The organism is Actinotalea sp. Marseille-Q4924 (assembly GCF_916618755.1).
GTDB lineage: Bacteria > Actinomycetota > Actinomycetes > Actinomycetales > Cellulomonadaceae > Actinotalea.
The window spans coordinates 467,429-487,084 of record NZ_CAKAKB010000002.1 but is presented as its reverse complement, the minus strand read 5'-3'; the positions used below and the strand labels follow the sequence as shown (position 1 = coordinate 487,084).

Below are 19,656 nucleotides of genomic sequence, written 5' to 3'. Positions count from 1 at the left end.
CGGCCGGGCCGCGGGACGGCGGCGTCGGATGGGGCGCCCGGGTGCGGATGACGCGCGCGGGTGCGGATGACGTGCCGCCGGGGCCCGGTGCGCCGGGCCCCGGACAGCGGTCAGCCCTTGACGGCGCCGGTGAGCCCGCCCACGATCCGCCGCTCGAAGAGCGAGAAGAAGATCAGTGCGGGGATCATCGACAGCGACGTGAAGGCGAGCACCCGGGCCGTGTCCACGGAGTACTGCGCCGCGAACGCCTGCACGCCGAGCGGCAGGGTGTACTGCGCCTCGTTGTTGAGGATGAAGAGCGGGAGCATGTAGCTGTTCCAGCTCGCGACGAACGCGAGGATCCCGACGGTGATGACCCCGGGCACGGACAGCGGCACCACCATCCGGAAGAAGAACCCGAGCCGGCCGGCCCCGTCGATCGCGGCGGCCTCCTCGAGCTCCTTGGGGATCGCCCGGAGGAACGGCACGAGGATGATGATCGTCACCGGCAGGGCGAAGGCGATCTGCGGGATGATGACGCCCGCCAGGCTGTTGGTCAGGCCGAGGTCGCGGACCAGGATGTACAGCGGCGTGATGGCGACCGTCATCGGGAACATGAGGCCGGCGGCGAACAGCGAGTACATCGCGGTCCTGCCCCGGAACTGGTAGCGGGCCAGCACGTAGCTCGCCATGACCCCGAGGACGACGACGCCGGCCGTGGTCGCGACCGCGCTGATCGCCGAGTTGCCCATCTGACGCCAGAAGATCGAGCTCTGCAGCACGCTGAGGTAGTTGCCCACCTCCCACGGGTCCGGGAAGCCGGACGGGCTCGTGATGATCTGCGAGTTGCTCCGGAACCCGCCGAGGATGATGTAGAGGACGGGTCCGATGCACAGACCGACGAAGAAGAAGGCGATGACGTAGGTCATCGGGCCGCTCCGCCCGAGGCGGCCGCGACCGCGGCCGCGGCGGCGCTCGGCGGGCCTGCTGGCCGACAGCGGCGGTGGGGCGACGGTGCTCGCGCTCATCACTTCTTCCCTTCCGTCAGCGCACCCTCGGTGTCACGCCGGAGCACGTAGCGCTGGTAGACGAGGGCGATGACCAGCGAGATGAGGAACAGGACGACAGCGACGGCGTTGCCGAAGCCGTAGCTCCCGGCGTTCCGGCCGTTGACGACCATGTACGTCGCCATCGTCGACGTGCCGGCGGTCGGCGCCACGTACTGCCCCCAGATGATGTAGACGAGGTCGAAGAGCTGCAGCGACCCGATGATGGACAGGAAGGCCCAGATGCGGATCGTCGGCCCGAGCAGGGGCAGGGTGATGCGTCGCTGGATCTTCCAGTAGGACGCGCCGTCGATCGCCGCCGCCTCGAAGAGCTCCTCGGGGATGCTCTGCAGCCCGGCGAGGAAGAGGATCACGGCGAAGCCGATGTACTTCCACGTGATGATCGCCATCAGCGTCCAGATCGCCACGTCCGGGTCCGCGAGCCAGTCGACGGACAGGCTGCCGAGTCCCAGCTTCTCCAGGACGTCGTCGAAGGCGCCGCCGCTGCGGAGCATGAGGCTCCACCCGGTCCCGACGATGACCTCGGCGATGACGTACGGCACGAAGATCAGCACTCGGATGAGCGAACGGCCGCGCATGCGCTGGTTGAGCAGGAGGGCGAGCGCGATGGCGGCCGGACCCTGGAGCACCAGGGACAGGACCACGATGAAGCCGTTGTGCAGGAGCGCGTCGTGGAAGTCGCTGTCCTGGAGGATCGTCAGGTAGTTCCCGAGGCCCACGAAGTCCTGCGGCGGGCCGTAGCCGTTCCACCGGTAGAACCCGTAGTAGGCCGCCATGACGACGGGGAGGATGACGAAGGAGACGAAGACGAGGATGGCGGGCCCCGCGAGGACCGCGATCTCGGCGCGCTTGCGCCAGTCCGGCCCTCGTCGCCGTCCCCGGAGAGCCGGGGACGGCGCCGTGGTGGCACCGTCCCCGGCCCCGGAGGGGCCCTGGGGCGACGTCGTCGTGAGCGTGTTGTCGCCCTGGGAGTCACTCATGGGACCTAGCCCCTGGCCGCCGCGTCGTTGACCGCGGAGACGATGCCCTCGGGCGTGCCGTTACCGGCGAGCATCTCGACGACCCCGGCGTTGAGCGCGTTGCCGACGTTCTGACCGAACGCCGTGTCGAGCCACACCTGCACGTACGCGGCCTCGTTGTACGCCTCGAGGATGTCGACCAGAGCCGGGTCCGTCACGACGCCCTGGGCCTCCTGGCTCGCGGGCAGCGTCACGAACGCCTCGGCGTACGCCTCCTGCCGCTCCTGGGACATGTAGAAGTTGAGGAACGCGGCGCACTCCTCGGCGGGAGCCTGCGCCCAGCAGGCGTAGCCGTCGACGCCACCCATCATCGCGGTCGGGTCACCCTCGCCGCCCTCGACCTCCGGGAACGGGAACCAGCCGAGGTCCTCCATCGGCTGCTTGTCCGGGGTGAGGTCGGCGATGACGCCCGGGTTCCACGCACCCATGAGCTCCATCGCAGCCTGCTCGTTGGCGATCATGCCTGCCGACGACGCTGCGCTGCCCTGGGCGTCGGTGGTGAGGAAGCCGGGGTTGAACGGCTCGACACTCGCGAAGTCCTGCAGCTCCTGGGCCGCCTGCTCCCAGCACGGGTCCTCGAACTGGACCGCGGCGGCGTCGGCCTCCATGGCCTCCTGCGAGCAGGTGCGCAGGGCGAAGAAGTAGTACCAGTGGGCCGCCGGCCACGCCGCCTTGCCACCGAGTGCGATCGGGTCGACGCCGATGCCCTTGAGCTTCGCGACGGCGTCCTCGAGCTCGGCGACCGTCGTGGGCGTGCCCTCGATGCCGGCCTCCTCGAACATCGCCTTGTTGTAGTAGATGCCGCCCGGCAGGACCGACGTCGGCATGCCGTAGACCTTGCCGTCGACGGTGAACGCGTTGAGCGTGCCGCCGACCGCGTCACGGACGTCGTCGTCGATCAGGTCGGTGAGGTCGAGCGCCTGGCCCGCCTCGACGATGTCGGCGAGCTTGCCGCCGCCGCGCGCCATGAAGACGTCCGGTGCGTCGCCCGAGTTCAGGGCGGTCTGGAGCTTGCCGTCCATGTCCTCGTTCTGGACGGCCTGGATGTTGACCTTGATGCCGGTCTCCTCCTCGAACATCGCCGCCGTCTCGTCCCAGTACTCCGCGCCCGGTCCGGTCGTCGAGTTGTGCCAGAAGGTGAGCTCGACGTCGCCGCCGCCCTCGCCGCCCGAGTCCGAGCCGCCGGAGGTGCTGTCCCCGCCACCGCAAGCGGCGAGGAGCGCGGCGACGGTGATCGCCGCGGGGACCATCATGGCCTTGCGTGTGCTCATCAATCGTCCTCTTCGTTGAGTTGCCGTGTGGGACGGGTTCGTCCCGCTTCGAGGCCGGCGTCCGCCTCGACGCCCGACCCGGGGGGAGTGCCGACGGGTCCTTCCGTCGTCCGGGTGGGGTCGATCTACGGCCGCATGCGTTCCGGGTGCCTCGCGTCAGCGGGCACCCCTCTCGTCTTCGACAGGTTGACGGGTACGACACTCTCAACTTCTCCGGGGGCGTGTCAACCGTTATCGATAACGTTTTCGACACGCTACGCTGTCCAACGTGAGCAGAGGCACCCGCGTGACCATCAACGACGTGGCGCGCACCGCAGGCGTGTCCGTCGCGACGGTGTCCAAGGTGATCAACAGTCGCTACGGCGTCGCGCAGGCGACGAGCGAGCGCGTCCAGGAGGTCATCTCGAGCCTGGGGTACGAGTCCTCCCTCGTCGCCCGGAGCCTGCGCAGCCACCGCACGAACGTCATCGGGATCCTCGTGGCCGAGTTCGAGCCGTTCAGCACCGAGATCCTCAAGGGCGTGTCGCAGGCGGTCGCGGGCACGGGCTACGAGCTCCTCGCGTACTCCGGCGGCGGCGCGTCCGGCAACCTCGTCGGGTGGGAGCGTCGGTCCCTCTCGCGGCTCAGCGGCACCCTCATCGACGGAGCCGTGATCGTCACGCCGACCGTCGTGGAGGTGCACGACGGGGTCCCCGTCGTGGCGATCGACCCCCACGCCGGCCCGTCCGGGCTGCCGACCGTCGACTCCGACAACCTCGCCGGCGCCGTGTCCGCCACGGAGCACCTCCTGGCGCTCGGGCACCGGCGGATCGCCTTCCTCGGCGGCCGCACCGACCTGGAGAGCTCACGTCTGCGCGAGGAGGGCTTCCGGCTGGCGATGGAGCGCGCCCAGGTGCCCGTCGACCCGGCGCTCGTCCGCGTGGGTGGGTACCGGCGCGAGACGGCGGACCGCCCGGCGCACGAGATCCTGGAGCTCGCCGACCGGCCGACGGCCGTCTTCGCGGCGAACGACCTCATGGCGATCGCCACGCTCGAGGCCGCCGCCGACGTGGGCATCGCCGTGCCGGGTGACCTCTCGGTCGTCGGCTTCGACGACGTGCCGGAGGCGGCCGCGACCACTCCCCCGCTGACGACGGTCGCCCAGCCCATCCAGCGGATGGGCTCGGAGGCGATCGGCCTGCTGGTCGAGCTCATGGCCGGGCGCGAGGTACCGACGCCCCACCTCCGGCTGCCCACCCGGCTGGTGCAGCGCGGGACGACCGCCACGGTGCCCGCCGGCACGCCGTCGTCCCGCGCCCGAGCAGCAGGGGGCGCGGCGCGGCCCTAGGACCCGACCGGTCGGTACTCGAACCACTCCACGGTGGCCGAGGAGTCCGTCGGCATCCCGTTGCTGGTCCCGTACACCCCGATCCACACGCCGACGAAGCTCTCCTCGACGCGGCTGTCGAGCATGCGGCCGTCCAACGTGGCCAGGTCCCGCGCGGCGCCGGAGGCGTCCGTGAGCACGGCCGCGTAGTCCTGCCCGCGCACGTGCAGTGCCAGCTCCACGGGGCCGTCAGGCACCGGCTCGGAGTGCAGGACCGTGCGCCGCCCCTCCAGGCGGCGCACCACGAGCACGCGCCGCGGGCCACCGACGCTGTCGGGCCCGGCGACGACGACGAGGTAGCTGTGCGTGTCGGACTGCCGCACGGCGAGCCCGGCCCACTCGTCCCCGGTGGCCGGCTCGAACCGGATCCTGGCCCGGACGTCCACGTCCACGTGCTGCTGGCGCCGGCCGAGGAACGCGCACGGCACGTCGTCGGCGAGCGTGGGCGACCGCAGCGCCAGCTCCAGCCCCCCGTCCGGCAGCGCACGGCAGAACTCCTCGGCCGGGCCGCGCACCGACGTCCACACGGGCCCGAGCCCGTCGGTGAACGCGTCGCGCACCGGGAGATCCGGCCACGCGTGCGACGGCAGCGACGGGGCGACCTCCACCTGGCAGACCTGGCCGACGCCCGGCGCGAAGACCGGCCAGCCCTGCTCCCACACGACCGGCACGAGGAACGTCTCCCGGCCGAGGTTCTCGTACAGGCCGCCGTACGGCCTGGACCCCATGACCACGGCCCACCAGGAGTGGTCCGGGAGCTCGACGAGGTCCGCGTGCCCGACCCCGACCACCGGGTGCGAGCGACCCAGGTGGCGGTGGGTGAGGACGGGGTTCGACGGGCTGCCCCGGTACGGACCGGTCACCCGGTCGGCGCGGGCGACGGTGACGGCGTGGGTGTGCTCGGTGCCGCCCTCCGCCGCCACGAGGACGTACCGGCCCTCGACCTTGAACAGCCGCGGCCCCTCCGCCCACACCGCGCCCTGCAGCGCACCGCTCCACAGGACGTGCTCCGGGCCGACGAGGCGCAGGGTGCCCAGGTCCAGCTCGCGCAGCCAGATCTCCGTCTGGCCCTCCCACGCCATGGGGCGGCTCTCGCGCATGCCCGTGCACCAGGCGCGACCGTCGTCGTCGAAGAACAGGGCCGGGTCGATGCCCTCGGCCTCCAGCCACACCGGGTCCGACCACGGGCCTGCCGGGTCCGTGGCCGTCATGACGAAGCTGCCCGACGGCTCGTCGCCGCCGTGCCGCACGACCGTGCTGGTCAGGTAGAACGTGCCGGCGTGGTGCCGCAGCGTCGGGGCGTACAGGCCGCGCGAGGCCTCGACGTCGTGCAGCGACAGCTGCGACGGGCGGTCGACGACGTGGCCCACCGGTCGCCAGTGGACGAGGTCGCGGCTGTGGTGGACGGGCAGGCCGGGCACGTACTCGAAGGACGACGACACGAGCCAGTAGTCGTCCCCCACCCGGCAGATCGTCGGGTCCGGGTGGCACCCCGGCAGCACGGGGTTGCGGAACGTGCGACCGAGGGGCGGGGCCGCCCCGTGCGGCACCGGGGCGCCGGGCCGACCCGTCACGGAGCCGCCTCCTGCACGGCGCGGACGACGTTGAGGGGTGGCGCGCCCGCGACCAGCGCGGCGACCTGCCGACGCACCAGGTCGGCCATCCGCGGGATCGTCGCGTCGGTGTGACCGCCGACGTGCGGGGTCAGGACGACACCCGGGGCGCGCCACAGCGGGTGGTCGGCCGGGAGGGGCTCGGGGTCGACGACGTCGAGTGCCGCGCGCAGGCGTCCGGTGGACACCTCCGCCACGAGGGCGTCCGTGTCGACGACGGCGCCCCGCCCCACGTTGACGACGACGGCGCCGTCGGGCAGCGCCGCCAGTGCCTCGGCCCCGAGCAGCCCCCGCGTGGCCTCCGTCAGCGGCAGCACCGCCACGACCGCGTCGACCGTGGGCAGCAGGCCCCCCAGCTCCTGCACCCCGTGGACCGGAGCACCGTCCTCGGTCCGGGGGCGGCTCGCGACCCGCACGACGTCGACCTCGAAGGGCTCGAGGCGGCGGGCGACGGCCGCCCCGATCGAGCCGTGGCCGAGGACCATGACACGCCGGTCCGCGAGCGACCGGCGCTCCTGCGGGCGCCAGCGCCCCTCCTGGGCGTCGCGCACGGCGTCGTCGATGCCGCGCTGGGACGCGAGCAGCAGGGCGACGGCGAGCTCGGCCGTTCCCGCGTCGTGCACGCCGCGGGCGTTGCACAGCGCCGCGCTCCCCGGTGCGTGCGGCACGGCGTGCTCGTAGCCCGCGCTCGGGAGCTGGACGACCCGCAGGGCCGGCAGCGCGTGGAGGCGCTCCAGCCGCTCGCGGTCCGCCCGGGCGAGCACGACGACGTCGACGTCCGCCGCCGGCACGTCGTCGGGCAGGGCGTCGGCGGGGTCCCAGGCGACGAGCCGCACACCGGGCGGGAGCAGGTCCGGGTCCCGCCGCAGGGCTTCGAGGACGCCCGGGTGGGCGAGGGTCACGGTGAGCATCGGGGCCATCCTGGTCGGGGAGCGGCGCGAACGCAGCGCGGCGACGCGCCGGGCGGAGGTGGTCGGGACGGGTGCGCCGCCCGTCGGGCGGTCCTGCCCGCCCGGTCGCCCGCGCCTCAGCGCTCGGGGTCCTGGACCTGCTGGGCGGCGCGGTAGTCGTCCTCGAGGATCGCCATGACGATGACGTCGGTCCAGAACTCGCCGTCCCGGTGCACCTCGCGCAGGCGGCCCTCGACCTCGAACCCGTGGCTCTCGTAGAGCATGCGCGCCCGGGGGTTGATCTCCAGCACGTCGAGGGCGACACGGTGGAGCCCGAGCCCGTGGGGCGGCGACGCGAACGCGTGCTCGAGCACGAGACCGATCGCCTCCCCGCCGAACCCGCGTCCCCGCTGGCCGGGGCGCATGCTCATCCGCAGCGAGGCGTTCGCGTCGTGCTCGTCGATGTCCATGAGCACGATCTCGCCCAGGAACTCGTCCGAGTCGTGCTGCGTGATCGCGAGGTCGATCCGGCCCTCGCGCCCGCTCACCGTGGCGCACCACGCGTCGGTCTGCTCGCGGGTGTGCTCGACGACGGTGCCCGTCAGTCGCCGGCCCTCCGGGTCGTTGACCATCTCCCACATGGCCGCGGCGTCCCGCGCCGCGACCGGCCGCAGCACCACGAGCTCGCCCTGCAACGTCGGCTTGTCCATGACGTCCTTCCCCTCGGGTGTGGACCCGGCGCCGTGCGCCGGACCCACGTCACGGTCAGCCCTGCGCGACGCGCTCGAGCACGAGCTCGCGGACGCGGCCGGCGTCGGCCTGACCCCGCGTGGCCTTCATCACCGCGCCGATGATGGCGCCGACCGGGCCGAGGTTGCCGCCGCGGATCTTCTCCGCGACGTCCGGCTGCGCCGCGAGCGCGGCGTCCACCGCGGCCAGCAGCGCGCCGTCGTCGGAGACGACCTCCAGCCCACGGGCGTGCGCCACCTGCTCCGGCGAGCCCTCACCGGCGAGCACGCCGGACAGGACCTGCCGGGCGAGCTTGTCGTTGAGCCGGCCCGAGTCGACGAGGCCCTGGAGCTCGGCGACCTGGAGCGGGGTGATCGCGAGCTCCTCGAGCGCGAGGCCCTCCGCGTTCGCCGTCCGGGCCAGCTCACCCATCCACCACTTGCGGGCGGCGGCGGGCGACGCACCGTCGGCGACGGTCGCCTCGATGAGCTCGATCGCCCCGGCGTTGACGACGTCGCGCATCTCCGCGTCCGCGTAGCCCCACTCGCCCTGCAGCCGCCGACGGCGTGCCACGGGCATCTCCGGCAGCGTGGCGCGGATCTCCTCGACCCACTCGCGCGCGGGAGCCACCGGCACGAGGTCCGGCTCGGGGAAGTAGCGGTAGTCCTCGGCGTCGGACTTCACGCGGCCGGGCGTCGTGATGCCCGTGTCCTCGTGCCAGTGCCGGGTCTCCTGCACGACCGTGCCGCCGTCGGTGAGGACGGCGGCCTGGCGCGAGATCTCGTACCGGACGGCCCGCTCGACCGAGCGGAAGCTGTTGACGTTCTTCGTCTCGGTCCGTGTGCCGAGCGGCGCGCCCGGCGACGGCCGCAGCGAGACGTTGACGTCGGCGCGGACGTTGCCGCGCTCCATCCGCGCCTCGGAGACGCCGAGCGCCCGGAAGATGTCCCGCAGCGTCTGGACGTACGCCCGCGCCACCTCGGGCGCCCGCTCCCCCACGCCGGTGATGGGCCGGGTGACGATCTCGACGAGGGGGATGCCCGCGCGGTTGTAGTCCACGAGCGAGTACTCGGCCCCGTGGATCCGACCGGTCGCGCCGCCGACGTGGGTGTTCTTGCCGGCGTCCTCCTCCATGTGGGCGCGCTCGATCTCGACCCGGACGACCGTCCCGTCCTCCAGCTCGACGTCGATCCACCCGTCGTGGGCGATCGGCTCGTCGTACTGGGAGGTCTGGAAGTTCTTCGGGACGTCCGGGTAGAAGTAGTTCTTGCGCGCGAACCGGCACAGCTCCGCGATCTCGCAGTTGAGCGCCAGGCCGATCTTGATGGCCGACTCGACCGCCGTGCGGTTGAGCGCCGGCAGCGCACCCGGAAGGCCGAGCGAGACCGGCGTGACCTGCGTGTTGGGGCCCTCGCCGAACTCCGTCGGCGCATCGTCGAACATCTTGGTGCGGGTCCCGAGCTCCACGTGGACCTCGATGCCGATGACCGGGTCGAACCGGGTCACGGCCTCGTCGTAGTCCACGAGGCGCGTCGTCGTCGTGCTCATCGCTGTGCCACCTCGGTCCCCTCGGTCGCGAGCTCGGGCGCCTGCTCCAGGAGCGGTCCGCCCCAGCGCTGCTCGAGCAGCGTCTCCAGCGCCGCACCCACGCGGTACAGGCGGTCGTCGGCCCGCGCGGGTGCGAGGACCTGGAAGCCGACGGGCAGGCCGTCGACGAGGCCGTTCGGCACGGACATGCCCGGGACGCCGGCGAGGTTCGCGGGGATGGTCGCGACGTCGTTGAGGTACATGGCCAGCGGGTCGTCGAGCTTCTCCCCCAGCCGGAACGCCGTGGTCGGGGCGGTCGGCGACACGAGGACGTCCACCCGGTCGAACGCCGCGGCGAAGTCACGCTGGATGAGCGTGCGGACCTTCTGGGCGCTGCCGTAGTAGGCGTCGTAGTAGCCGGCCGAGAGGGCGTACGTGCCGAGGATGATCCGGCGCTTGACCTCGTCGCCGAAGCCGGCACCTCGGGTCGCCGCCATGACCCGCTCGGCCGTCACGGGCCCCTCGTCCGGCTCGACACGCAGGCCGAACCGCATGCCGTCGAACTTCGCGAGGTTGCTGGACGCCTCGCTCGGGAGGATGAGGTAGTACGCGGCGAGCGCGTAGTCGAAGTGGGGGCACGAGACCTCGACGACCTCGGCCCCGGCACCGCGCAGGAGCTCGAGCGACTCCTCGAACCGGTCCCGCACGCCGGCCTGGTAGCCCTCGCCGTTCAGCTCGCGCACGACGCCGACGCGCACGCCGGTGAGGTCGCCCGTGAGGCCCTGCCGCGCGGCGCCGACGAGGTCGGGCAGCGGGTCGGGGAGCGAGGTCGAGTCGCGCGGGTCGTGCCCGCCGATGACCTCGTGCAGGAGGGCCGAGTCGAGCACCGTCCGGGTGACCGGCCCGGCCTGGTCCAGGCTCGAGGCCAGGGCGATGAGGCCGTAGCGGGAGACGCCGCCGTACGTCGGCTTGACGCCGACCGTGCCCGTCACCGCCCCGGGCTGACGGATCGACCCGCCGGTGTCCGTGCCGATCGCCAGCGGCGCCTCGAAGGCCGCCACGGCGGCCGCGCTGCCGCCGCCGGAGCCGCCCGGGATCCGGTCGAGGTCCCACGGGTTGTGGGTGTCCCCGTAGGCGGAGTGCTCCGTGGAGGAGCCCATGGCGAACTCGTCCATGTTCGTCTTGCCGAGGATGGGCAGCCGGGCCGCGCGCAGCCGCTCGACGAGCGTGGCGTCGTAGGGCGGCACCCAGCCGGAGAGGATCCGCGAGCCGGCCGTCGTCGGCATGCCGCGGGTGACGACGACGTCCTTGACGGCGATCGGCACCCCGGCGAGCGGTGCCAGCTCCTCGCCCGCGGCGCGGCGGGCGTCCACGTCCCGGGCCGTGGCGAGGGCGTCCTCCGCGCTGACGTGGAGGAACGCGTGCACCGCGCCGTCGACCGCGGCGATGCGGTCCAGGTGCGCCTGGGTCACCTCGACGCTCGAGACGTCACCGGCGCGCAGCGCCTCGGCGAGGTCGGCGGCGGTGCGACGGGTGAGGTCGGTGCCGGGGTCCGCCATCAGTCCTCCTCGAGGATCTGCGGGACGAGGAAGCGGCCGTCCTCGGCCGCCGGCGCGCCGGCGAGGACGTCCTCGACGCGCAGCGGCTCCCCCGGCACGTCGTCACGGAACACGTTGGTCAGCGGGAGCGGGTGGCTCGTCGCCGGCACGTCGGAGGTGGCGATCTCGCTGACCTTGGCGACCGACTCGACGATGACGTCGAGCTCGCCCGCCAGCCGCGTCAGCTCGCCGGGCGTCAGGTCGATCCGGGCCAGGCCGGCCAGGCGCGCGACTTCCTCGCGGGAGATGGTGGACATGGTTGGCGAGTCTAGTGGTCGGCCGTGCCCCGCCCGGGCGCGTCAGCCGCCGACGCCCGAGCCCACGGCACGCTGGACGAGGGCGAGGAGGGCACCGGCGTACGCGTCGGCGGCGTCGGGCGCGGTGAACCGCCGCTCGTGGCCGTCCGGCCCTCGGGTGGTGACCACGTACGTGCGGCCGGGGTCGCCGGCCCGCTGCTCCTCCTGGCCGGTCAGCCCCGCGGCGTCGTCCTGGTCCTGGTCCTCGACGGTCAGGGACACGAACGTGCCGCCCAGCAGGTCCCGCAGCTGGTCCTCGCGGGGCAGCCACAGCGCGTCGTCCTGGGCGACGGAGTCGAGCGCCCACTCGGTCGTGCCGTTGAAGCCGAGGACGGTGCCGCTCGGGTGGTGGTGCGCCTCGATGGTCATCTCGCTGAGCGTGAAGACCTGGCCGCCCAGCTCGGGCTGCGGGATGACGAAGCGGTCCCCCGGTGCGGGGTGCCAGCGGAGGCCTGCGAGGGCCAGGCGCTCGGCGAGCTCCACGGAGATCATGACGTCCAGTGTGCGTGACCCGCTCCGCCTCGGCCAGGCGTGGGCCCGCACCGTGGCTCAGGCCGTCGTCAGCGTCCGTTCGCGGTAGTGGTAGGCCGCGACCCGCTCGAAGCCGAACCCCTCGTAGAGCGCCCGTGCCGCGGCGTTCGTCTCCTCCACCTGGACGAACGCCCACGACGCGCCGCGGGCGCGGGCCCGCTCCAGCGCCGCCTCGGTGAGGGTCGACGCCACCCCGCGGCGCCGGGCGCTGGGCGCCACCATGAGGCAGGAGACGGCGCACCACGCGCCGGCCGTGGCGGCGCGCACCACGCCGACGACGCCCTGCCCGTCGCGCGCGGTGACGTAGTCGGCGGGCGACCCGGTGACCACCCGGCGGGCCGTGCCGACGACGTCCCCCTGCGCTGCCGCCGATGCCTTCACGGCGAGCCAGCCGGCCAGCCAGTCGTCGTCGGGCCGGTCGGACGCCTGCAGCTCGACGCCGATGCCGCCACCGGCGACGGACGCCGCCGACCCGTGGTCGACCGCACCTCGCCGGTCGGCCGCACGAAATCCGTCGACCGCACCCCCGCCGTCGACCGGACGCACCATGAGGTGCGTCCGCGCGACGGCCCGGTAGCCGCGCGCCGCGAGCACGCCGTCGAGGTCCGCCGGCTGCGCCGCCGCGCACACGCGCACCACGCAGGCCAGGCCTTCCTCCCGGTAGAGGGCCTCCGCCCGGTCCAGCGCTGACGGAGCGTCCTCCACGGCACCGGCGGGCACGACGCTGTTGGCCCGTCGCGTGAACCCGGCCGACCGCCCGATCGCCCAGCCGCCGACCGTGTCGACCCGCAGCGGACGCCACGTCCCCACCTCCGCCTCGAGCGGCGGCACGGGGACGGGGACGCCCAGCACTCCCGCTCCGGGCGCGACGGCACCGCTCACTGCTGCGCCTCGCCGCCCGCACCGGCGACCGCGCCGTCGTCGAGGACCGCGAGCCCTTCGGCGAGGAGCCGGACGAACTGCGCCTCGTCGACGATCCGCAGCCCGAGCTGGACGGCCTTGTCGTGCTTCGTGCCGGCGTTCTCGCCGACGACGACGACGTCCGTCTTCTTGGAGACGCTGCCCGCGGCCTTGCCGCCGCGGGCGAGGATCGCCTCCTTCGCCCCGTCACGCGAGAAGCCCTCCAGCGACCCCGTGACGACGACGGTCAGGCCCTCCAGGGTGCGGGGGACCGACGCGTCCCGCTCGTCCTCCATCCGCACCCCGGCCGCGGTCCAGCGCTCGACGATCTCGCGGTGCCAGTCCACCGCGAACCAGTCCTGGACCGCGCCGGCGATCGTCGGACCGACCCCCTCGACCGCCGCCAGCTCCGCCTCGTCCGCCGCCCTGATCCGCTCCAGCGACCCGAAGTGCGTGGCGAGCGCGCGCGCCGCCGTCGGACCCACGTGCCGGATGGAGAGCGAGACGAGGACCCGCCACAGGGGGCGCGCCTTCGCCAGCTCGAGCTGCTCGAAGAGCTTCTCCGTCGTCGCGGTGGGCTTGGCGGGCACCTTGGCGGTGCCCCGGGTCCAGAAGAACGGCACCTGCTCGACGACCCCCGTCGCCACGCCCTTCGCCTTGCGCTCGCGCCACACCCGCACGTCCGCGAGGACCTCGGGGGTGAGCTCGAACAGACCCGCCTCCGTGTCGAGCACGGGCGTCTGCCGCGGCAGCTCGCCGTCGTCGACGTCGTCCGGGCGCCCGGCCTCCGGGTCGGTGAGCGCGATCGCCGCCTCCCAGCCCAGGGCCTCGATGTCCAGGCCGCTGCGGGAGGCGATGTGGAAGACGCGCTCCCGCAGCTGCGAGGGGCACGACCGGGCGTTCGGGCACCGGATGTCGACGTCGCCCTCCTTGGCGGGGGCGAGCGCGGTGCCGCAGGCCGGGCAGTGCGTCGGCATCACGAACTCGCGGAGCTCGTCCTCCCGGCCCTCGCGCAGCGCGACCACCGGACCGACGATCTCCGGGATCACGTCGCCCGCCTTGCGCAGCACGACCGTGTCCCCGATGAGGACGCCCTTGCGTCGCACCTCGCTGGCGTTGTGCAGGGTCGCCATCTCCACGGTGGAGCCCGCCACGAGGGTCGGCTCCATGACGCCGTAGGGCGTCACCCGACCGGTCCGCCCGACGTTGACGCGGATGTCCAGCAGCCGGGCGTTGACCTCCTCCGGCGGGTACTTGTAGGCGATCGCCCACCGCGGCGCGCGGCTCGTCGACCCGAGCCTGCGCTGCAGGGCGGTCTCGTCGACCTTGACCACCACGCCGTCGATCTCGTGCTCGACCGACCGCCGGTGCTCCCCGAAGTGGTCGATCATCTCCTGCACCGCTGCGAGGTCCTCGAGGACGCGCGTGTGCGAGGAGACCCGCAGCCCCCAGGACTCCAGGAGCCGGTACGTCTCCGACTGCCGGGACGTCGCCGCCTCGTGACCGGCCCAGCGCAGGGCACCGACGCCGTGGCAGATCATCCCGAGCCGGCGGGACGCGGTGACCCTCGGGTCCTTCTGCCGCAGGGAGCCCGCGGCGGCGTTGCGCGGGTTCGCGAACGGCGGTCTCCCGGCCTCGACCTGCGCGGCGTTGAGCTCCTCGAACGCGGTGACGGGGAGGAAGACCTCGCCGCGGATCTCGATGAGCTCGGGCAGGTCCTCGCCCGTCAGCACGTGCGGCACGTCGGCGATGGTGCGGACGTTGAGGCTCACGTCCTCGCCCGTGCGCCCGTCACCCCGCGTGGCGGCGCGCACCAGCCGCCCCTGCTCGTACAGCAGCGACACGGCCAGGCCGTCGATCTTCAGCTCGCACAGGTAGTGCCGGTCGCCCTCCCCGAGCTCGCGCCGCAGCCGCTCCTCCCACTCGGCGAGGTCCTCGGTCGAGAACGCGTTGTCCAGGCTGAGCATCCGCTCCACGTGGTCGACCGCCGCGAAGTCCGTGGAGAACGTGCCGCCGACCGTCTGGGTCGGCGAGTCCGGCGTGCGCAGGCCGTACTGCTCGTAGAGGTCCTCGAGGGCGCCGAGGCGCCGCAGGAGCGCGTCGTACTCGGCGTCGGAGACCGTCGGGGCGTCGCGCACGTAGTAGGCGAACTGGTGCTCCCGCACGCCGGCGGCGAGCTCCTCCCACCGGTGCCGCGCGGCGGCCTCGTCCAGACCCACGTCCGCAGGGTCCGCCGCGGCCGCGGGTGGGCCCTGCGGCGGGGTGCGGGGCCGGGTGTCGGGCGCGGTCGCGGCGTCGGTCACGCGCCCATCATGGCGCGGCCCACCGACACACGCCCTCAGCGGCCCGCCGTGGGCGACGGGCGGCGCCGTCCACCCCGGATCAGCCCGCGGCAGCGGCGCCGGCCAGCTCCAGCGCCACCCGCACGGCGTCGTCGACGGCGGCGCGCACCGCCCGGGGCTTCGTGAGCACGAGGTCCCCGCCGGCCACCCCGCTGGACGTGTCGACGTGCACGACGACGTCCGCCAGCGCACCCACCGGCAGGCCCACGGCACGCCACGGGTCGCGCAGCGCCGCGGCCGTGCGCGCCGGGTCCACGGTCCGGCCGTGCCGAGGACGCGGGAGGCCGAACCACAGGCCGGTCCCCTGCTCGACGAGGCCCGCGACCGTCTCCCACTGCGGGCCCCGCAGCGGCGCCAGCGCGAGGCCGAGGCCGTCGGCGCCGCTGGACGCGGCCACCGTGACCGAGCGGCGGGCGAACCGTCCACCGGTGTGCACGACGACCTTGGTCGCGCCGCCGCGGCGGCCGGCGGTCACGACGTCCTCCAGCCGGGCACGCGCGACGTCCGGGTCGACGGCGGCCAGCCGGCCGTGGCCGGAGAAGGTCGCCACCGTCCCGCCGAGCACGTCCGGCAGCTGCGGCTCGCGGAGCACGAGCACGAGGTCCGCGGCGGGGACGGCGGCGTGCACCCGCGCGAGGAGGTCCGCCAGGCCGTCGGCGAGGGAGTGCGTGAGCTCGCGGACAGCCCCGGCGTCGGCCAGGACCCGGTCCCCCCGGGCGAGGTAGAACGTCGCGGCCAGGCTCCACGGCCCCCGCAGCGCGACGACGAGAGGCCCGCTCCACCCGTGCGCCGCCACCGCGAGCGCGTCGAGGTCCTCCCGGAGCGTGGCGCGGGACCGCTCCACGTCGCGGCCGGGCCGGTCGCACAGCTTCCAGCCGTGCGGGCCGACCTCCACGGGCATCTCGGTGAGCACCGCGCCGGCACGGCCGGTGGAGTCCGCCCAGGGGCCGCGCTCGGGCATCTGGACGAGCGAGGGCAGAGCGGTCACGCCGGCGGGCACGTCCCCGAGGCGGTCCAGCACCGACGTCTGCGCCTCCAGCACGGCCGACCCGGGCCACGGCCCGAGCAGGCTGACGCCGGTCACCGGCCCGCCACCGTCACGGTGGCCTGCCCCAGGACGCGGGTGCCGTCGTAGAGGACGAGCGACTGACCGGCCGCCACGCCTCGCAGTCCCGCGTCGACGCGCACCTCCACGCCGTCGGGTCCGGTCGCCCGCACCTGCGCCGCCACCGGTACCCCGTGCGCACGCACCTGCGCCTCGCACGGCTGCCACGTCGTCGGCGCGGGCACGAACCAGACGGCACGGTCCCCCTCGAGCCGCGTCACGGTCAGGAGCTCGGCCGCCCCGACGACGACCGTGTTCGTCGCCGGGCGCACCTCCAGCACGTACCGCGGCCGACCGTCGTCGGCCGGACGCTCGAGCCGGAGCCCGCGCCGCTGACCGACGGTGAACGCGTAGGCGCCGTCGTGCCGGCCGACGACCGCGCCGGACGCGTCGACCACCTCACCCGGTCGCGCGCCGAGCCGGTCGCGCAGGAACCCCTGGGTGTCACCGTCCGCCACGAAGCAGATGTCGTAGGAGTCGGGCTTGGCGGAGACGCCGAGACCCCGGTCGCGCGCCTCGGCCCGCACCGCGTCCTTCGACGCGACGTCGCCGAGCGGGAACATCGACCGCGCGAGCCGCTCGGGACCCATGACCGCCAGGACGTAGGACTGGTCCTTGGCCGCGTCGAGCGCCCGGTGCAGCTCACGGGCCACGGAGCCGTCGGCCGCGGTGACCGTCTCGATGCGGGCGTAGTGGCCCGTGCACACGGCGTCGAAGCCGAGGGCGGTGGCCCGGTCCAGCAGCGCGGCGAACTTGATGTGCTCGTTGCAGCGCACGCAGGGGTTGGGCGTCCGGCCCGCCTCGTACTCCGCCAGGAAGTCCGCGACCACCGTGTCCTCGAACCGCTCGGACAGGTCCCACACGTAGTACGGGATGCCCAGCACGTCGGCTGCGCGGCGGGCGTCCCCGGCGTCCTCGATCGAGCAGCAGCCGCGCGAGCCGGTGCGGTACTCCGCCCGCTCGCGGGACAGCGCCATGTGGACGCCGACGACGTCGTGCCCCGCCTCGACCGCCCGCGCGGCGGCCACGGCGGAGTCCACCCCTCCGGACAGGGCAGCGAGCACACGCATGCGGGTCAGCCTAGGTGCTCGGCTCAGGCGCGACTGGCGGCCCGGGCGCGCTCGACCACCTCGGGCAGCACGGCGGCGAGCGCCGCGACGTCGTCGTCGGTCGAGGTCCGTCCGAGGGAGAACCGCAGCGCACCGCGGGCGTCACGCTCGGGCACCCCCATGGCGAGCAGGACGTGGGAGGGCTGGGGGACGCCGGCGCGGCACGCGGAGCCGGTCGAGCACCGGATGCCCCGGCTGTCCAGGAGGTACAGCAGCGCGTCCCCCTCGCACCCGGGGAAGGTGAGGTGCGCGTTCGCCGGGAGCCGGTCGCCCGACGCCGGCCCCGCCCCCCGCACGACGGCGTCGGGCACCGCGCGCAGCACGGCGGCGAGCAGGCGGTCGCGGAGGCCGGCCACGCGCCGGGCGTGCTCCGGCTGCGCCTCGACGGCGAGGTCGACGGCCACCGCCAGCGCCCGGGCGCCGACGACGTCCACGGTGCCGGAGCGCACGCCCCGCTCCTGACCGCCGCCGTGGGTGAGCGGGGTGAGCCGCAGCTCCCGCCGGGCGAGGAGTGCGCCGACGCCGACCGGGGCGCCGACCTTGTGCCCCGAGAGGGTCAGCGCGTCCAGGCCCGACGCCGCGAAGTCCACGGGGAGCTGGCCCACCGCCTGGACGGCGTCGGCGTGCACGGGCACCCCGTGGCGGCGCGCCACCTCCACGACGCGGTGCACGGGCTGGACGGTGCCCACCTCGTTGTTGGCCCACATGATGCTCACGAGCGCCGTCTCGTCGCCGTGCGCCGCCAGGTTGGCCTCGAGCGCAGCGGGGTCCACGCGACCGTCGGCGTCCACGGGCAGGACCACGAGGTCGGCCCCGCAGCGCTCGGCCAGCCAGACGGCCGGGTCGAGGACGGCGTGGTGCTCGACCGCGGAGACGACCACGCGCCGGCGCCGGGGGTCCGCGGCCGACCTGGCCCAGTACAGCCCCTTGACCGCCAGGTTGTCCGCCTCCGTCCCGCCTGCGGTGAGGACCACCTCGCTCGGCCGGGCACCCAGGCGCGCGGCGAGCAGCTCGCGGGACTCCTCGACGACGCGCCGCGCGGCGCGTCCCTCGTCGTGCAGGGACGAGGCGTTGCCCGTCCGTCCGAGCTGGTCGACCACCGCCTCCACCACGCGCGGGTGCACCGGCGCGGTGGCGGCATGGTCGAGGTAGACGGTCACGGGCCAGCAGTCTACGAAGAGCGGGGAGCTCGGTATACAGGGGCAGCGACGCGCAGACCGTGCAGCGGCGCCGCGTGCTGAGCGTCACCGCAGGCGGCATGCGTGGAAGCGCTCCCGTGATGGCATGATCCACCCCATGTCGACGGCGCCCGCCCCCCGTGCGTTCAGCGGCTCCCGCCTCGGGTGGGGCGACCTGCCGCGTGAGGTGCGCGCCCGCATCCAGGAGCTGGCCGGCGCGGAGGTGGCCTCGGAGTCCACCGCGACCAACGGGTTCAGCCCCGGGTTCGCCTCGACCCTGGAGCTCGGCGACGGGACGTGCGTCTTCGTCAAGGCCGTCGCCCCGCACCTCAACCCCGTCTCGCCGACGCTGGCCCGCGCCGAGATCCACGTCAACCGGCTGCTGCCGCCGGAGGCGGGGGCGCCGGAGCTCGTCTTCGCCGACGACGACGGCACCTGGGTGGTCCTGGGCTTCGCCGTCGTCGACGGCACCACGCCCGCCGTCCCCTGGGACGCGCAGGAGCTCGAGCTGGCACTGGCGACCGTCGAGCGGCTCGCGCACGTGCCGGCCCCGGCCGGGCTGCGCGACCTGCGGGAGCTGACCGGCGAGATGTTCACGGGGTGGCGACGGCTCGCCGAGGACGCGGACGACCTGGGCGCCGCCCTGGAGTCCGTGCCCGAGCACGCCGACTGGCTCGCCGGTGCGCTGCCGCGCCTGGCCGCGTGGGAGGAGTCCGGCGTCGCCGCGAGCGCGGGCGACCGGCTCGTCCACGCGGACCTGCGCGGGGACAACATGCTCGTGGGGACCACGGCGGGCGGTCCGCGGCGGGTCTGGCTCGTCGACTGGCCCCACGCGTCGGCCGGCTCCCCCGTCTTCGACGTCGTCGGCATGCTGCCGTCGGTCGCCATGACCGGCGGCGGGGCGGCGGCCGACGTGTTCGACGCCCACCCGGCTGCGACCTCCCTCGACCGCGGCGCCGTGCGCGACGTCCTGACGGGCATCGCCGGCTACTTCGTGCGGGGCGCGGTCCAGCCCGCTCCCCCGGGCATCCCGAACCTTCGGGCGTTCCAGCTGGCCCAGGGCCGGGCGGCGCTCGACTGGCTCACCGTCCTGGACGGCTGAGCCCCCCGGGCCGGTCAGGGCCGGTCAGGGCCCC

17 protein-coding genes are annotated in these 19,656 nt (G+C 74.4%); 2 read left to right on the top strand and 15 right to left on the bottom strand.

Features of this window, described 5'->3' with window-relative positions; all coding sequences use genetic code 11:
• Positions 1-110 precede the first annotated feature (110 nt).
• The 3 genes from LG379_RS06465 to LG379_RS06455 are packed head-to-tail and all read right to left on the bottom strand — an operon-like array spanning position 111 to position 3,336.
• Positions 111-1,007 carry a carbohydrate ABC transporter permease gene (locus LG379_RS06465; RefSeq protein WP_225753762.1) on the bottom strand — a complete coding sequence of 299 codons (897 nt, stop codon included), beginning with the start codon at positions 1,005-1,007 and terminating at the stop codon, positions 111-113.
• Positions 1,007-2,026, bottom strand: a complete 1,020-nt coding sequence (locus tag LG379_RS06460) for a carbohydrate ABC transporter permease (RefSeq protein WP_225753761.1) — start codon at positions 2,024-2,026, stop codon at positions 1,007-1,009. Before LG379_RS06460 ends, LG379_RS06465 begins: the two co-directional genes overlap by 1 nt.
• A 5-nt stretch (positions 2,027-2,031) precedes the next feature.
• Entirely contained in the window at positions 2,032-3,336 is a 1,305-nt protein-coding gene (locus LG379_RS06455) for an extracellular solute-binding protein (RefSeq protein ID WP_225753760.1), read from the bottom strand.
• 268 nt (positions 3,337-3,604) lie between these two features.
• Between LG379_RS06455 and LG379_RS06450 the strand changes: the two genes are divergently transcribed.
• On the top strand, positions 3,605-4,663 hold the full coding sequence (locus LG379_RS06450) for a LacI family DNA-binding transcriptional regulator (protein WP_225753759.1): 1,059 nt from the start codon (positions 3,605-3,607) through the stop codon (positions 4,661-4,663).
• Here LG379_RS06450 and LG379_RS06445 read toward each other — a convergent pair.
• The 12 genes from LG379_RS06445 to LG379_RS06390 form a co-directional block, all read right to left on the bottom strand.
• Positions 4,660-6,276, bottom strand: coding sequence for a glycoside hydrolase family 43 protein (locus LG379_RS06445; RefSeq protein ID WP_225753758.1), 1,617 nt, complete (start codon positions 6,274-6,276; stop codon positions 4,660-4,662). The two genes, LG379_RS06450 and LG379_RS06445, sit on opposite strands and share 4 nt — an antisense overlap.
• Positions 6,273-7,226 carry an NAD(P)-dependent oxidoreductase gene (locus tag LG379_RS06440; RefSeq protein WP_225753757.1) on the bottom strand — a complete coding sequence of 318 codons (954 nt, stop codon included), beginning with the start codon at positions 7,224-7,226 and terminating at the stop codon, positions 6,273-6,275. The genes LG379_RS06445 and LG379_RS06440 overlap by 4 nt, the downstream gene beginning before the upstream one ends.
• A 116-nt stretch (positions 7,227-7,342) precedes the next feature.
• Positions 7,343-7,915: a GNAT family N-acetyltransferase gene (locus LG379_RS06435; RefSeq protein ID WP_225753756.1), complete on the bottom strand. Its 573-nt coding sequence runs from the start codon at positions 7,913-7,915 to the stop codon at positions 7,343-7,345.
• 55 nt (positions 7,916-7,970) lie between these two features.
• Entirely contained in the window at positions 7,971-9,482 is a 1,512-nt protein-coding gene (gene gatB / locus LG379_RS06430; protein WP_225753755.1) for an Asp-tRNA(Asn)/Glu-tRNA(Gln) amidotransferase subunit GatB, read from the bottom strand.
• Positions 9,479-11,020, bottom strand: coding sequence for an Asp-tRNA(Asn)/Glu-tRNA(Gln) amidotransferase subunit GatA (gene gatA, locus LG379_RS06425; protein ID WP_225753754.1), 1,542 nt, complete (start codon positions 11,018-11,020; stop codon positions 9,479-9,481). The genes gatB and gatA overlap by 4 nt, the downstream gene beginning before the upstream one ends.
• A complete protein-coding gene (gene gatC / locus LG379_RS06420) occupies positions 11,020-11,316 on the bottom strand; it encodes an Asp-tRNA(Asn)/Glu-tRNA(Gln) amidotransferase subunit GatC (RefSeq protein WP_225753753.1) in 297 nt (98 codons plus the stop codon). The genes gatA and gatC overlap by 1 nt, the downstream gene beginning before the upstream one ends.
• Positions 11,317-11,358: 42 nt before the next feature.
• Positions 11,359-11,847, bottom strand: coding sequence for a pilus assembly protein CpaE (locus LG379_RS06415; protein ID WP_225753752.1), 489 nt, complete (start codon positions 11,845-11,847; stop codon positions 11,359-11,361).
• 57 nt (positions 11,848-11,904) lie between these two features.
• Entirely contained in the window at positions 11,905-12,768 is an 864-nt protein-coding gene (locus tag LG379_RS06410) for an N-acetyltransferase (RefSeq protein WP_225753751.1), read from the bottom strand.
• Positions 12,765-15,089, bottom strand: a complete 2,325-nt coding sequence (ligA, locus tag LG379_RS06405) for an NAD-dependent DNA ligase LigA (protein ID WP_370634450.1) — start codon at positions 15,087-15,089, stop codon at positions 12,765-12,767. Before ligA ends, LG379_RS06410 begins: the two co-directional genes overlap by 4 nt.
• Before the next feature lie 79 nt (positions 15,090-15,168).
• Positions 15,169-16,212 (bottom strand): hypothetical protein, encoded by a 1,044-nt coding sequence (locus LG379_RS06400; protein ID WP_225753750.1) that lies wholly within the window; start codon positions 16,210-16,212, stop codon positions 15,169-15,171.
• On the bottom strand, positions 16,209-17,303 hold the full coding sequence (gene mnmA / locus LG379_RS06395; RefSeq protein WP_225753749.1) for a tRNA 2-thiouridine(34) synthase MnmA: 1,095 nt from the start codon (positions 17,301-17,303) through the stop codon (positions 16,209-16,211). The genes LG379_RS06400 and mnmA overlap by 4 nt, the downstream gene beginning before the upstream one ends.
• 23 nt (positions 17,304-17,326) lie before the next feature.
• Positions 17,327-18,502 carry a cysteine desulfurase family protein gene (locus LG379_RS06390; protein WP_225753748.1) on the bottom strand — a complete coding sequence of 392 codons (1,176 nt, stop codon included), beginning with the start codon at positions 18,500-18,502 and terminating at the stop codon, positions 17,327-17,329.
• A gap of 124 nt (positions 18,503-18,626) precedes the next feature.
• Between LG379_RS06390 and LG379_RS06385 the strand changes: the two genes are divergently transcribed.
• Positions 18,627-19,622: a phosphotransferase family protein gene (locus LG379_RS06385; RefSeq protein ID WP_225753747.1), complete on the top strand. Its 996-nt coding sequence runs from the start codon at positions 18,627-18,629 to the stop codon at positions 19,620-19,622.
• Positions 19,623-19,656: the final 34 nt, after the last annotated feature.